The sequence below is a fragment of the Asticcacaulis sp. AC402 genome (assembly GCF_000495835.1).
In the GTDB taxonomy this organism is placed as follows: Bacteria; Pseudomonadota; Alphaproteobacteria; order Caulobacterales; family Caulobacteraceae; genus Asticcacaulis.
Genome location: NZ_AWGC01000013.1, coordinates 199,266 through 212,740 on the forward strand (window position 1 = coordinate 199,266; position 13,475 = coordinate 212,740).

A 13,475-nucleotide genomic window follows, 5' to 3' on the forward strand; every position below is an offset into this window, starting at 1 on the left:
TAGGGCCAAGGTCACCGGGGCTTGACCGGTTTCGGCTAACAGATCAGAGTGCCCGGTGTCAGGTGTGGAGGGTGAGCATGTTCAAGAGAATCGGGATCGGTTTGGGATTGGCCGCTGCTCTGGTGGTGTCCGCCTGCGTTGAAACACCCAAGATACCGCCGGTGGTAACACCTCCTGTCGAAACGCCAGTTCCTGTTCCTACGCCCGGCATTAACCCGGTTCCCGCAGCCATGCGGCTTGACACCTTGCCCGGCTGGGCTGCCAGCGACGCCTTTATCGCCCTGGAAGCCTTGCGTGCCACCTGCATTTACAAACAAGGCCGGCAGTATGTTCAGGTCTGTGCCGATCTCGCTAAACAGGAGTTCCATTCATCTGTCGAGATAAAGACCTTTCTCAACAGCCATCTTCAGGTCGAGATGGTTTCGGGCGAAGGTCTGCTTACCGGCTACTATGTCCCGGACTATCAGGCGCAATATACGCCCAACGCGGAATTTTCTCAGCCAGTGCGACCCAAGCCGGGTGACCTGGTCGTGATTCCGGGTTCGCAGCTTACCCCACCGTCGACAGCCGCCAAGATTGCCGCACGCAAGATTGGTGACACATATGTTCCCTATTATTCTCGCGCCGAAATAGAGTTGATGCCGGTTACGACGGGCTATTACATGCGACCCGAAGACTATTTCTTCATGCAGCTTCAGGGTTCAGCGTTTCTGACGACGCCGGACGGCAAGACGGTCTATTCGGCCTACGCCGCCGACAATGGCCGGCCGTTTGTCGGCATTGCCAAGGTGATGCAGGAGCGCGGCTACCTCGCGCCGAACCAGACCTCGGGCGACAATATTCATAAATGGCTCGCGGACCATCGCGGTCCGGAAGCGAGGGAGGTGATGAACGCCAATCCGCGTTACGGCTTTTTTGTGATCCAGCCGGATCGAACATCACCGGTCGGCGCCTCGGGCCTGTCCTTGCCACCGGGCTCGGCCATTGCCGTCGATCCGATCCTGAACGCTCTGGGAGATCTGTTCTGGATCGATGCCAATGCTGGTACTTTGGCCGACGCGTTTCCGGTCTATCAACGGCTTGTGTCGGCTCTGGATACGGGCGGAGCGATCAAGGGTCAGGTCCGGGCAGATCTCTACATCGGTCATGGCACCAAGGCCGGTACCGAAGCTGGTAGGATCAAGCACAAGCTGAAAATGTGGCGGATCGTACCGTTTGTTGTTGAATGATACTAATTGTCGTCGACGGGTAACGCGTAGCGCCCTTAGTTACAATACCAAGCTTCATTCTTTATGAGGCTTAGTATAAGCAAGGATTCAGCAACGACACGACAAAGTTCGTCTCATGTGGTTCGTGGTTAGACTTGCCCGTTCCACAGGCCTAAGCCGGATCAGAATATATCAAACACCAGCCGGATGGTCTGCAAACACAGCAGACCCAGAACACCAGAGCTGGCGATAAAAATGCAGAACCGAACTACGGCCTCGTTCCAGGTTGCCTGGACGATCGAATGGACCACCCGCAAAGCCACATACAGCCATGCCAGATATTCCAGGTCGGGGCTGTTCAGGCCATAAATGTAGATACCGAGACTCAGGGCATAAAACAGGGTCGGCTGTTCCAGCAGATTGTTGTAATTGTCGGCTGGCCACTGCGCCTGCGGCGGCAGGCTACGCGCCGCGTCGCGGGCCCGCAGGTTCGGTTCGGTCACCGCATAATGCCACAAGGCGGGCAGCCGCCGGACATAGAGCCAGACGAGCATGACCATCGACCAGGCAATAAGGACGAGAACAGGCTGTATCATGCCATTCATGCTAAACAAGAATGGTGAAGATTGCGTTGCTTAAGCACCTGAAAGTTATGAATTTTCCCTAAATTAGACCTTTCCGAATCCTTAAGCAAACTCACACAAGTGTGATACCAGACGCTCTGGTGGCTCACCCCCTGGGGTGGTAAAAATGGGGGTATTGAGACGTGCCTCTCTCACGGCTCAAACACGGGTTCGCGGGCTTATCATGCCTCTTCCGGTGGTGATACGAAACAGCTGCGGTCCTGTTTTCCCCCCAGTGGAAGACGAATGCGGCTTCCAAGACCGCCGGCCTTGAACAGGCTGGCGGTTTTTCGTTTCTATTGAAGCTATCGGGTGACACCCAGGGCGGGTTTTGTTAAACAATCCGCGCCACAATCACGCCTTGGCGGGAACGTAAAGAGCCGGCGGCCAAGCCGTGCCCAGACTTTCCACTACGTGCGGCCGGGTTAAGGAAATAGCTATGGACGAACTCACCTCCCTCCACGTAACCAAGGATGCCCTGACCCGTGGCTTTGTCGCCGCGACCGGCCACCGCGATTTCCTCCGCCTGCCCGAAGCGGAAAAGGCATTTCTGAGCCAGATCCTGGAGGACTTCGATCCTGAAGAGCTGCCAGGGCTTGATAACCGCACGCTCAACACGCTGATTTCTGAATTCTGGCGCTTTGCCGACCGGCGCGCCAATGGTACGGAAACCCTGCGGCGCATTCGTCCGGCGACCACCGCAGACGGCGAGGGAACGGCCTACGATCTGATCGAAATCGTGCAGAGTGATTCGCCATTCATCGTCGAAACCGTGATGGGCGAGTTGATCGACCAGGGGGTCTCGATCCGCTCCATGTTCCATCCGGTTGTTGTGTTGATGCGCGACAGCGATGGTCGCAGCGCCGCCTCTGGAACGGCGTACAAGGAATCGATGATGCTGATCGTCATCGAGCGTCAGTCGGCCGATCGACACAAGGCGATCCTGGCCGGCATTGACGCCAGCCTTCACGACCTGAAGCTGGCCGTGCACGATTTTCCGCGCATGCAGAAGCTGCTCGCCGAGGAAATCGCCACCCTGGAAAAGTTGAGCGATGACAAAACCATTCGCCTCGATGAAGCCGTCCTGGCTGAGAATCTCGCCTTCCTGCATTGGGTTGACGAGAATCATTTTGTTTTCCTGGGAGCCCGCGGTTACACCTATCCGCGCGATGACGGCGGCGCCTATGCGCAGGAACAGCCGATGTACCAGCTCCAGGAAGGCTTCGGCGTTCTGCGCGATCCTACCCGCCAGATCCTGCGCCGCAGCAGCGAACCGGCTGTGCTGAGCCGGCAGATCCTTCACCAACTCGAGAACTCGGAGCCGGTGACCGTCGCCAAGGCCAATATCAAGTCACGCGTCCACCGCCGTGTCTATATGGACTATATCGGTATCAAGCGGTATGGCCCCGATGGCAAGCCGTCGGGCGAGGTCCGGTTCGTCGGGCTCTTCACCAGCGAAGCCTATGATCGGCCGGCATTCGAAGTGCCTCTCGTCCGGCGCAAGGCCCAGCACGTCCTTCATGAAGCCGCGGTCATGGGCCTTAGCGGTGGTTACAACGAAAAGCGGCTCAAAAACATCGTTGAAACCTATCCACGCGACGAACTGTTCCAGATGACAGAGGATGAGTTGTTGCGCACAGCCCGTGGCATCTTGCACCTGAGTGATCGGCCGAGAGTCAAGTTGTTCACACGCAAGGATCCGTTCGACCGCTTTATCTCTGTGATGCTATACATTCCGCGCGAAATCTACCAGTCTCAGATGCAGATCAAGGCCGGTGAAATCCTGGCCACGGCCTATCTCGGCCGCGTTTCGGCATCGTACCCCTACGTTAACGACTCCCTGCTGTCGAGCATCCACTATATAATAGGCGTAACGCCGGGTGATCACTTCGATCCTGATATCGCCGACCTGGAAGCCGATATCGAGAATATCACCCGGTCCTGGCCGCAAAAACTTGTCGCCCTGGTCGAAGACACCGACATTACACAACGCACGTCCTTGCCGGCGGGCCTGAGTTGGGCGGGTCTGCGTTGGGACGATTGGGCAGCTGCTTTTCCAGTCGGGTACCAGGAACGTTTTGATCTGCCCGAGACCGTGGTCGATACGGCCTATCTGGCGGGCCTGTCGCCGGAGGCCCCGGTTAATGTCCGTGCCTATCAGCGCCTGGAAGATCTGGACTCTATCTTTTGCTTTAAGCTCTATACGCGTGCTGATCGCGCCATTCCGTTGAGCGATATCCTTCCCGTGCTGGATCAAATGGGTCTCAAGACGTTGGAAGAATACGGTTTCAATGTCAAATCGTGGAACCTGGGCTGTTTGTGGGTCCACGAATTTATCATCCAGTTTCCTCCGGGTCCGCGCGCCGATTTCGCCGACTTCGGGCGTGAATTCCAGCAGATGATCCTCGCCCTGTGGTATCGTAAGACAGAAAGCGACGGCTTCAACGCCCTGACGATCAACGGCGCTTCGTGGCGTGAAATCGCCCTGTTGCGCGCGCTGTGCCGCTACCGCGTTCAGTCGGGCCTGGACCCATCGCCGGGAGTGCAACAGACTGCCCTGCGCGAAAACCCCAATGTCGCGGAAGCCTTGCTCCACCTGTTCAATCTCAAATTCTCACCGGATCTGAAAGAGATCAAGCAGCGAAAACTCCTGGTCGAGGAAGCGGGCGAGCAGATCGAAACTCTGTTACAAAACGTTGCCACCCTGGACCATGACCGCGTTTTGCGTCGGCTTTACCTGCTGTTGAATGCCACGCGTCGCACCAACTATTTCCAGACCGACGCGGATCGCGAGCCAAAAACCTATATTTCGTTCAAGGTGGCGTCGCGCGAACTAACCGACCTCCCCGAACCCAAGCCCTATCGCGAAATCTTCGTTTGGTCGCCACGAGTCGAAGGGGTTCACCTGCGCTTTGGGCCCGTTGCGCGTGGCGGCCTGCGCTGGTCCGACCGCAAGGAGGATTTCCGCACCGAGGTCCTGGGTTTGGTCAAGGCTCAGCAGGTGAAGAACGCAGTCATTGTGCCCGTCGGATCGAAGGGCGGCTTTTTCCCGAAGCTCTTACCGCGGCCGGGCTCGCCCAATGCCACTCCGGACAATATCCGCAACGAAGGCATCAAGGCCTATAAGGTCTTCCTGTCGGGCCTGCTGGATCTGACCGACAACCTTGATGCCAAAGGCAAGATCGTGCCACCGCCCCAGGTCGTGGCCTGGGACGATCCCGATCCTTACCTGGTCGTCGCAGCCGACAAGGGCACGGCTACCTTTTCCGACATCGCCAACGGTGTCGCGAGCGACTATGGCTTCTGGCTGGGCGACGCGTTCGCCTCGGGCGGCAGCGTTGGCTACGACCACAAAGCCATGGCGATTACGGCGCGCGGGGCCTGGGAAGCGGTTAAGCGTCACTTCCGTGAGCTTGGCAAGGATATCCAGTCCGAGGACTTCACGGTGGCGGGTGTCGGTGACATGTCGGGTGACGTCTTCGGCAACGGCATGCTCTTGTCGCCCCATATCAGGTTGGTGGCTGCTTTCGACCACCGTGACATCTTCCTCGATCCCAATCCCGACACCGCCAAATCCTTCTCCGAGCGCCAGCGCATGTTCGCCCTGCCGCGATCGTCGTGGCAGGACTACAATAAGTCACTGATTTCGCAGGGTGGCGGGGTATTTTCGCGCGGGCAGAAGTCGATTCCTCTGTCGCCTGAAGTCAAGGCCATGCTGGATCTGACGACCGACGCTGTGACGCCGTTTGAGTTGATGAACGCGATTTTGAAGGCGCGGGTCGAACTGCTCTATTTCGGCGGCATCGGCACTTATGTGAAGTCTCCTGTCGAGAGTCATGTCGATGTCGGCGACAAGGCCAACGACGCCGTGCGCATCGACGGCAGCGAGGTTCGCGCCCGGGTGATCGGGGAGGGCGCCAACCTGGCCCTGACCCAGGCGGGTCGAATTGTCTGCGCCGAGGTTGGCGTGCGGCTGAACACTGACGCCATTGACAATTCCGCCGGCGTCGATTGTTCCGACCACGAGGTCAATATCAAGGTTTTGCTGGGCCAGTTGACGGCGACCGGCCGGATGACCCTCGAGGCACGCAACAAGCTGCTGGCCGAAATGACCGATGAGGTCGCGTCGCACGTGCTGAAGCACAATTACGACCAGACCCTGGCATTGACGTTGCAGGAGGCGACGGCGGCGGACGACAACGCCAATGCCCAGGCTTTCATGACGGTGCTGGAAAAGCGCGGCCGGTTGGACCGCAAGGTGGAGGGCCTGCCGTCGAATTCGGCTTTGGAGGTTCGGCGCGGTCGGGGCAGGGGCCTTACGCGACCGGAACTGGCCGTGGTCATGGCGTATGGCAAGCTGGTGCTGTTCGACGATATCGTGGCGTCCGGCGCACCGGATGATGCCGACCTGGAGTCGGTATTGATCGACTATTTCCCCGATGCCCTGCACCACTATGCGGCGGATATACGCAAACACCGCCTGCAGCGTGAGATTATCGCGACTGTGTTGGCGAATGACATTGTCAATGTCACAGGTCCCAGCTTCCCGACGCGGGTGCTTAAGGGCGCGGGCGTCGACGTCGAAGCCTTTGTCTATGCCTTTGCCGCGGCATGGAGACTTTTCGGCATTTCCGTGCTTTGGGCGGAGGTATCGGCCCTGGACGCCAAGGTGCCGGCGGCGGCCCAGACCGGGCTTTATCGTGACCTGTCGGGTTTTGTCCGGCGCCAGACCTACTGGATCGCTCGCCGGTTCTCGCAGACGCCGGGGTCTCTGAATTCGCGGATAAAGCCCTATGCTGAGGGTGTGACCGAACTTGTCGGTTTAGGAGAAAGCGCTTTGAGCGAACCGGTCAAGGCGCGCTTGGCGGTTCGGGCCGCTGAACTGACCGCGTTGGGTGCACCGGCAGACCTCGCCCGCCGTGTGGTGTTAATGTCTGTGTTCCACCATGCAGTCGATATCATCGACCTGGCGGGCGGCCCCAAGAAGCCGTTAGACAAGACGGCTGAGCTTTATGCCCTGACGGGCGACCGGTTCGGCTTCGACCGTCTGACAGAGGGGGCGGGATCTTTGACCAGCGCCGACCCATGGGATCGGATGGCGACGCGGCGTTTGATCGAGGATGTGCTGACCGAGCAAAAAGCGGTGGTCAAGGCTATGATGTCGCGCATGTCTCCGTCAGAGTCGCCGCAGCAGATCATTGAGACCTGGGAAGGTGAGAATGCTGCTATGGTGCAGTCGTTGCAGTCGATGATCGCCGACATGCAAACGGGCGGTTGGAGTTTCGCCAAACTGACGATCGTTAATGCCGTGCTGCGGGAGTGGGTGGGTAAGCTTTGAGGCTGGCAGAAAAGACGCTTCTGTAATAACCGCGACATTTGAAGTATCAGAAAGCCCCTCATCCGATCGCGTTCACTTCGATCCGCTCTCGTCCTCTCCCCGTAAACCGGGAGAGGAAAGAATGGCTTCACCATAGACTCTTGCCAATGCGCTGTTTTGCGCCCATTTAGCGCTTGAGTTATAAGGGTAGCCATCATGTTCATCCAGACCGAAGCCACGCCCAATCCCGACGTCATCAAGTTCCTGCCCGGTCAGACTGTCCTGGCCACGGGCACGAAGCAGTTCGTCACCGAGGACGAGGCCAAGGTCTCGCCCTTGGCCGAAGCGTTGTTCAAGATTGATGGCGTATCCGCCCTGTTCTTCGGTTCAGACTTCCTGACCGTGCGCCGCGATCCGGATGCCACGCTCATCTGGGCTCAGTTGAAACCGCCGATCCTCGCAGCCATCATGGACTTCTATACGTCTGGTCAGCCCATCATGCGCGAAACCGAGATCAGGACGGAAACTGTCTATGAAGGCGAACTCGGTCAGATTGTCGCCGAGATAAAGGCGTTGCTTGATACCCGAGTGCGTCCGGCTGTCGCGCAGGACGGTGGCGACATAGAGTTCGACAGTTTCGACATGGAATCCGGGACACTCTACCTGCACATGCGCGGTGCCTGCGCTGGCTGTCCGTCGTCATCCGCCACCCTGCGCCAGGGCGTTGAATCCCTGATGAAGCACTATGTACCGGAAGTGCGCCAGATCGAGGCGGTCCTCTGAGTACCGTCCTCGTCATCGACACTGCGCTGAACGCCTGTCAGGCTGGGCTGTTCAGGGGGGGAGATGTTGTTGTTAAAGCTACCGATCCGATGCTGCGTGGGCATCAGGAACGCCTGCCGGTCATGGTGGCCGAACTATTTCGTGATGCCGACCTGACCCCGCGCGATCTGACGCATGTCGGCGTGACGCTTGGCCCGGGCTCGTTCTCGGGTTTGCGCGTCGGCCTGTCCTTCGCCAAGGGCCTGGCCTTGGGCCTGGGTCTTGCCTTAAAAGGTGTGGGCACACTGGAAGCCCTGACAGCGCATCCAGCGCTGGAAGGTCGGGAGGCGGTAGCCGTAATCAGTGGCGGGCGTGGAAGTTTCTATATCCGGAGAGGTCTACACGCGCCACAGGCGATAGGTTTTGCAGACTTGCAAAACCTGTGCGATATCAGAGTTTTAACCGGACCGGCGATGAATGAGGTAAGACCCCACTTTCCTGAAGCCGAGGCTTTTCCTCAGGACTGGCCGGCGTTGGAGGCCCTGGCGGCCTTGACGATGTTACCGGGGCATGACGACCTGACGCCGCAGTACATGCGGGGTGCGGATGCGGTGGCGTCGATGCGTGGCATCATCGTCCTGGCGCCGCAGGTTACGGCATGACGGTTATCCGCCAGCTTAATGCGCCCTGCACGCAACTGGAGTATATCCACTCTCGCTGTTTCGACTACGGTTGGAGCGCAGGTGTGTTCGCCGACCTTCTTATCAAGCCGCACCACCGCACCTATGTCTTTGAGGCGCAAGGCGACGTGGTGAGTTTCGTGGTCATGGCGGTGGTGGGGGGTGAAGGCGAAATCCTGACCCTTGCCACAGATCCGTCCTACCAAAACAAGGGGCTGGCGCGGATGCTGCTGGTTCAGGTGATTGCGGCCTTGCGGGCCGAAGGTGCTGATAGTCTGTTCCTGGAATGCGCCACGGACAATGTCTTTGCTTTGCGACTTTACGAATCCTGCGGGTTTAAACGGGCGGGTCGACGCAAGGCCTATTACTCACGCAAGGACAGTGAGCCTGTGGATGCACATATACTAAGGCTTGCGCTCCATTAGGCAAAGCCTTACATTTATTGGCATCGCGTTCTAGCGCGTCGCAAAAACACGACCGGTCAGGGAGCATCCGCATGGATCCCATTGAGAAACAGTGTATCGAAAAAGGCATGCGGATGACCGATCAGCGCCGGGTTGTGGCGCGTGTGCTGTCGCAAGCGCAGGACCATCCCGACGTTGAGGAGTTGTACCATCGTGCCGCCGCGGTCGATCCCAACATTTCGCTCGCCACGGTTTACCGCACGGTGCGCCTTTTCGAAGAGGCAGGGGTTGTCGAGCGTCATGATTTTGGCGACGGCCGTTCGCGTTATGAACAGGCCGGCGATGATCATCACGACCACTTGATCAACATCAAGACCGGTCAGGTCGTCGAGTTCTTCGACAAGGACATCGAGATCATGAAGGAAGCTCTGGCCCAGAAGCTGGGCTACAAACTGGTCGGCCACAAGCTCGAGCTTTACGGCGTTCCTTTGGAAGAAGAGAAATAAGGTCAGGGGCTGACAAGCGAAGGTTTGCCGCATGGCAAACTTTAGGAAATCAGCCCGGCGGTGCGATATCCGCACCGAACGCCCTAAGCCAGCCATGCGGCGGGTGAGCGCGGCGTCCCGGGCTTCTTGATGTTCACCCGAATAATCACTGGGGAGTTATGGGGTACAGGGGCCCGAGGCCCCTGGCTCTTATTGCTTTTTTCAATGGAAAACTCCATAAGGCCCAGCATGAACGCCCCTTTGAAGAAGCTGCATATTAAAACCTACGGCTGTCAGATGAACGTCTACGACAGCGAGCGCATGATCGATATCCTGCGTCCGCTGGGCTATGAGGTCTCCGACACTGCCGATGGCGCTGACCTGGTCCTGCTCAACACCTGCCATATCCGTGAAAAGGCGGCCGAGAAGGTCTATTCCGAGATCGGCCGGCTGAAGGAACTGCGCGGCGAAAAAGAAGCCCGCGGCGAGGGCCGGATGACCATCGCCGTCGCGGGTTGCGTCGCCCAGGCCGAGGGCGTCGAGATCATGCACCGCGCCCCGGCCGTTGACCTGGTCATCGGCCCCCAGGCCTACCACCAGTTACCCGAACTGATCGCCCGCACCCATCGTTCCAAAGGCGAGCGTCTGGCTGCAGATTTTGCGCCGGAAGCCAAGTTCGACGCCCTGACCAACGACCGCGCCGTGACTGGCCCCGCCGCCTTTCTGACCGTTCAGGAAGGCTGCGACAAATTCTGTACCTTCTGCGTAGTGCCCTATACGCGTGGCGCCGAATGGTCACGTCCGGTCGCGGCTATTCTAGACGAAGCCCGAGGACTTGCGGCCAAGGGCGTCCGTGAGTTGACCCTGCTCGGCCAGAACGTCAATGCGTTCAACGGCGTCGGCGCCGATGGTCAACCCTCGACCCTGGCGCGGCTGATGTATGGCCTGGCCGACATAGCCGGCATCGACCGTCTGCGCTACACCACCTCGCACCCCAACGACATGGGTGATGACCTCATCGCAGCCCACCGTGACCTGGGCGCTGTCATGCCGTATCTCCACCTGCCGGTGCAGTCCGGCAGCGATAAGATCCTGCGTGCCATGAACCGCAAACACGGCCGCCAGGCCTATTTTGACCTGATCGCGCGCATCAGGGCAGCCCGGCCCGACCTGGCCCTGTCCGGCGACTTCATCGTCGGCTTCCCCGGTGAGACCGACAAGGATTTCCAAGACACGCTCGACCTGGTTCGTCAGGTCGGCTACGCCTCGGCCTTCACCTTCAAGTATTCGCCGCGCCCGGGCACCCCCGCCGCCGCCATGCCCGGCCAGGTGCCGGAAGCCGTTATGGATGAACGCCTGCAAACCCTGAACGCACTGATCATGGAGCAGCAACAGGCTTTCAAAACCACCCTGGTCGGCAAGACCCTGAACATCCTGTTCGAAAAACGTGGCCGTTTTGGCAACCAGGCCATCGGCCGCTCGCCGTACCTGCAATCGGTCTATGTCGAGGACGCTGCCCACCTGATTGGTCAGATCGTTCCGATCCGGATCAAAGCCGTCGGCAACAATTCACTGCAGGGCGCCCTGCTTGAAACTGTCTCCGCATGACGTCTGCAAAAGAAGACTTCGTTACCCTGACCGATGCCTGTGTTCTGGCCGTAGCCGGACCCACCGAACGTTACCTCGCCATGCTGGAGGGTGCGTTCAAGGTTCTGGTTGAAATGCCGGGAGGCGGCCTGATCGTGTCCGGCGACGCACGGGCGCGGCAAAAGGCGCGCGCCGTTATCGTCGCCTTGAGCGACCTGTACGACCGCGGCATCGAAATCAGCGAGACCGATGTCCGCCGTCTGATCGAACAGCCTGCGTCGTCAGCCGATGCGGTAACCCCGCCCGTGGACCAACGTAACACCGTGATCATGGGCCGACGCGGCGCCATCGTGGCCAAGACCGCCGGCCAGGCAGCCTATCTCCGCGAGCTGGCCGACAAGGACCTGGTCTTCGCCATGGGTCCGGCTGGGTCCGGCAAGACCTTTCTGGCCGTTGCCCATGGTGTCTCCCTGTTGCTTTCGCGCAAGGTCGACAAGCTGATCATCACCCGTCCGGCTGTCGAAGCCGGTGAGCGCCTGGGGTTCCTGCCCGGCGACCTGAATGAGAAGATCGACCCGTACCTGACGCCGATCTGGGGGGCCCTGGACGATATTCTTGGCGCCCAGGTCCTGGCCAAAAAGCGCGAAACCAAGGAGATCGAGGTTGCGCCCCTGGCCTATATGCGCGGCCGGACTCTGAACTACGCCTATGTCATCATTGACGAGGCCCAGAACACAACGCGTATGCAAATGAAGATGTTCCTGACCCGGTTGGGCGAAGGCTCCAGGATGGTGGTCACCGGCGACCCGTCCCAGGTCGACCTGCCGAACAAGGCTGACAGCGGTCTGACCCATGCGGTTGGCCTGCTGGTTACCGTCAAGGGTGTCGGTGTCACGGAACTGACGGCCGATGACATCGTCCGTCACGAACTGGTAGCGCGCATTGTCCGCGCCTACGACAATGAACACAAAAACAGTTTCTCCTGATGGAACCTCTGATTGATATTGAAATCGACGACGACGGCTGGCTCGACGCCCTGCCGGACGCGGTAGCCGTGGTCGAAAGCGGCGTCTCGGCCGCCCTGAAAGCTGTTGATTTCAAGGACCAGGCCGATGTCGTCGTCCTTTTATGCGACGACGCTGAGATGAAGCGGCTCAATGCCGAATACCGCAACAAGGACAAGGCGACCAACGTCCTGAGCTTCCCGGCGCCCAAGTCGATGCAGATCAAGGGCGTGCTTGAACACCTCGGCGACATGGCCCTTGGCCTGCAAACCTGTGTCCGCGAGGCCAGGGATCAGGGCAAGACGCTCAAAAATCACGTCCTGCATCTGTCTGTGCATGGTACTTTGCATTTATTGGGTTATGATCACATTCACGACGCTGAAGCTGAGACTATGGAAAACCTGGAACGCAGTATTCTGAATGGCCTGGGCGTCGCCGACCCTTACGCAGACGGCCATGCCTGACCCAGACCCGCAGAAAAACAAGTCCTCTCTCTTTTCGTTTTTCGGCCTGACCCGGCCGCAAACCCGAGCCGAAGCCGAAATCGCCAGCGGAGAAGACCACGTTGCCTCCGAACTGGTCGACCATGCCCGCGAATTCCAGAATCTCAGTGTCGCCGACGTCATGACGCCGCGCGTCGATATCGTCTCGATCGAGCTGTCCTCGACCTTGGCCGATGTGGTGCGCAGCTGTATCGAGAGCGAGCATTCGCGCCTGCCCATCTATCGCGAAACTCTCGATGACCCGGTGGGCGTCGTTCATATCAAGGACGTACTCAAGCTGCTGGGGCCCGATATCGGCAAGGCTGGGCCCAACTGGGCCGAGCCGGTGCTGCACCGACTGCGCCGAGAACTGCTGTATGTTCCGCTGTCGATGACGACGGCCGAGTTGATGCTGCGCATGCAGGCCCAACGCATCCACATGGCCCTGGTCATCGACGAATTCGGCGGGACGGACGGCCTGGTCACCCTGGAGGATCTGGTCGAGGCGGTGGTCGGTAATATCGACGACGAATATGACGAAGCCGGCGAAGACGAGATCCGCGAACTTCCGTCGGGCCAGATCGAGGTCGACGGTCGCGTCGAGGTCACCACCTTGCAGGACAAACTTGGCATGGAGCTCTTCCCTGAAGACACCGAGGAAGAAATCGACACCATGGCTGGTCTGGTCGCCGTCCTGGCCGGCCGAGTGCCTCAGCGGGGTGAGATCATCCCTTACGAGAAGGCCGGCTTCGATATCGAAGTCATGGACGCCGATGCCCGCCGCATCAAGAAGCTGCGCCTGCATCGCCGCAGTTTCGCCAACGCCGATCTGACGACGGCCGATGAGTAAGGCGCCTGTTGCGAAGTTCCGCGCCTGGCTGAGCTGGCTCGACCTGCCTGCACGGCCGCGCTGGCTGGCCGCC

General features: G+C 59.3%; 11 protein-coding genes. 10 read left to right on the plus strand and 1 reads right to left on the minus strand.

The features are described from left to right. Positions 1-77: 77 nt before the first annotated feature. Entirely contained in the window at positions 78-1,229 is a 1,152-nt protein-coding gene (locus ABAC402_RS28530; protein WP_031235446.1) for an MltA domain-containing protein, read from the plus strand. Between the two features lie 161 nt (positions 1,230-1,390). Here ABAC402_RS28530 and ABAC402_RS28535 read toward each other — a convergent pair whose 3' ends face one another. Continuing rightward, positions 1,391-1,804, minus strand: a complete 414-nt coding sequence (locus ABAC402_RS28535) for an MAPEG family protein (protein ID WP_031235448.1) — start codon at positions 1,802-1,804, stop codon at positions 1,391-1,393. 466 nt (positions 1,805-2,270) lie between these two features. Here ABAC402_RS28535 and ABAC402_RS28540 point away from each other — a divergent pair, with 466 nt between their 5' ends. The 9 genes from ABAC402_RS28540 to ABAC402_RS28580 all read left to right on the plus strand — a co-directional run bounded on the left by ABAC402_RS28540 (position 2,271) and on the right by ABAC402_RS28580 (position 13,402). After that, a complete protein-coding gene (locus ABAC402_RS28540) occupies positions 2,271-7,169 on the plus strand; it encodes an NAD-glutamate dehydrogenase (protein WP_023449145.1) in 4,899 nt (1,632 codons plus the stop codon). Between the two features lie 195 nt (positions 7,170-7,364). After that, complete coding sequence (locus tag ABAC402_RS28545; protein WP_023449146.1) at positions 7,365-7,931, plus strand: NifU family protein; 567 nt, start codon at positions 7,365-7,367, stop codon at positions 7,929-7,931. 14 nt (positions 7,932-7,945) lie between these two features. Continuing rightward, positions 7,946-8,572 (plus strand): tRNA (adenosine(37)-N6)-threonylcarbamoyltransferase complex dimerization subunit type 1 TsaB, encoded by a 627-nt coding sequence (gene tsaB / locus ABAC402_RS28550; RefSeq protein ID WP_082179888.1) that lies wholly within the window; start codon positions 7,946-7,948, stop codon positions 8,570-8,572. Continuing rightward, positions 8,569-9,015, plus strand: coding sequence for a ribosomal protein S18-alanine N-acetyltransferase (gene rimI, locus ABAC402_RS28555; protein WP_023449148.1), 447 nt, complete (start codon positions 8,569-8,571; stop codon positions 9,013-9,015). The genes tsaB and rimI overlap by 4 nt, the downstream gene beginning before the upstream one ends. A gap of 71 nt (positions 9,016-9,086) precedes the next feature. Then, a complete protein-coding gene (locus tag ABAC402_RS28560) occupies positions 9,087-9,500 on the plus strand; it encodes a Fur family transcriptional regulator (protein ID WP_023449149.1) in 414 nt (137 codons plus the stop codon). A gap of 228 nt (positions 9,501-9,728) precedes the next feature. Beyond that, complete coding sequence (gene miaB / locus ABAC402_RS28565; RefSeq protein WP_023449150.1) at positions 9,729-11,087, plus strand: tRNA (N6-isopentenyl adenosine(37)-C2)-methylthiotransferase MiaB; 1,359 nt, start codon at positions 9,729-9,731, stop codon at positions 11,085-11,087. Beyond that, entirely contained in the window at positions 11,084-12,052 is a 969-nt protein-coding gene (locus ABAC402_RS28570; RefSeq protein WP_023449151.1) for a PhoH family protein, read from the plus strand. Before miaB ends, ABAC402_RS28570 begins: the two co-directional genes overlap by 4 nt. Then, the gene (gene ybeY / locus ABAC402_RS28575) at positions 12,052-12,534 is read left to right on the plus strand and encodes an rRNA maturation RNase YbeY (protein ID WP_023449152.1); all 483 of its coding nucleotides are present in this window, start codon (positions 12,052-12,054) and stop codon (positions 12,532-12,534) included. The genes ABAC402_RS28570 and ybeY overlap by 1 nt, the downstream gene beginning before the upstream one ends. Further along, the gene (locus ABAC402_RS28580) at positions 12,527-13,402 is read left to right on the plus strand and encodes a hemolysin family protein (protein ID WP_031235451.1); all 876 of its coding nucleotides are present in this window, start codon (positions 12,527-12,529) and stop codon (positions 13,400-13,402) included. The genes ybeY and ABAC402_RS28580 overlap by 8 nt, the downstream gene beginning before the upstream one ends. Positions 13,403-13,475: the final 73 nt, after the last annotated feature.

Coding starts and splice junctions, on each gene's coding strand:
- ABAC402_RS28530 (WP_031235446.1), top strand. CDS start 78: ATGTTCAAGAGAATCGGGATCGGTTTGGGATTGGCCGCTGCTCTGGTG.
- ABAC402_RS28535 (WP_031235448.1), bottom strand. CDS start 1,804: ATGATACAGCCTGTTCTCGTCCTTATTGCCTGGTCGATGGTCATGCTC.
- ABAC402_RS28540 (WP_023449145.1), top strand. CDS start 2,271: ATGGACGAACTCACCTCCCTCCACGTAACCAAGGATGCCCTGACCCGT.
- ABAC402_RS28545 (WP_023449146.1), top strand. CDS start 7,365: ATGTTCATCCAGACCGAAGCCACGCCCAATCCCGACGTCATCAAGTTC.
- rimI (WP_023449148.1), top strand. CDS start 8,569: ATGACGGTTATCCGCCAGCTTAATGCGCCCTGCACGCAACTGGAGTAT.
- ABAC402_RS28560 (WP_023449149.1), top strand. CDS start 9,087: ATGGATCCCATTGAGAAACAGTGTATCGAAAAAGGCATGCGGATGACC.
- miaB (WP_023449150.1), top strand. CDS start 9,729: ATGAACGCCCCTTTGAAGAAGCTGCATATTAAAACCTACGGCTGTCAG.
- ABAC402_RS28570 (WP_023449151.1), top strand. CDS start 11,084: ATGACGTCTGCAAAAGAAGACTTCGTTACCCTGACCGATGCCTGTGTT.
- ybeY (WP_023449152.1), top strand. CDS start 12,052: ATGGAACCTCTGATTGATATTGAAATCGACGACGACGGCTGGCTCGAC.
- ABAC402_RS28580 (WP_031235451.1), top strand. CDS start 12,527: ATGCCTGACCCAGACCCGCAGAAAAACAAGTCCTCTCTCTTTTCGTTT.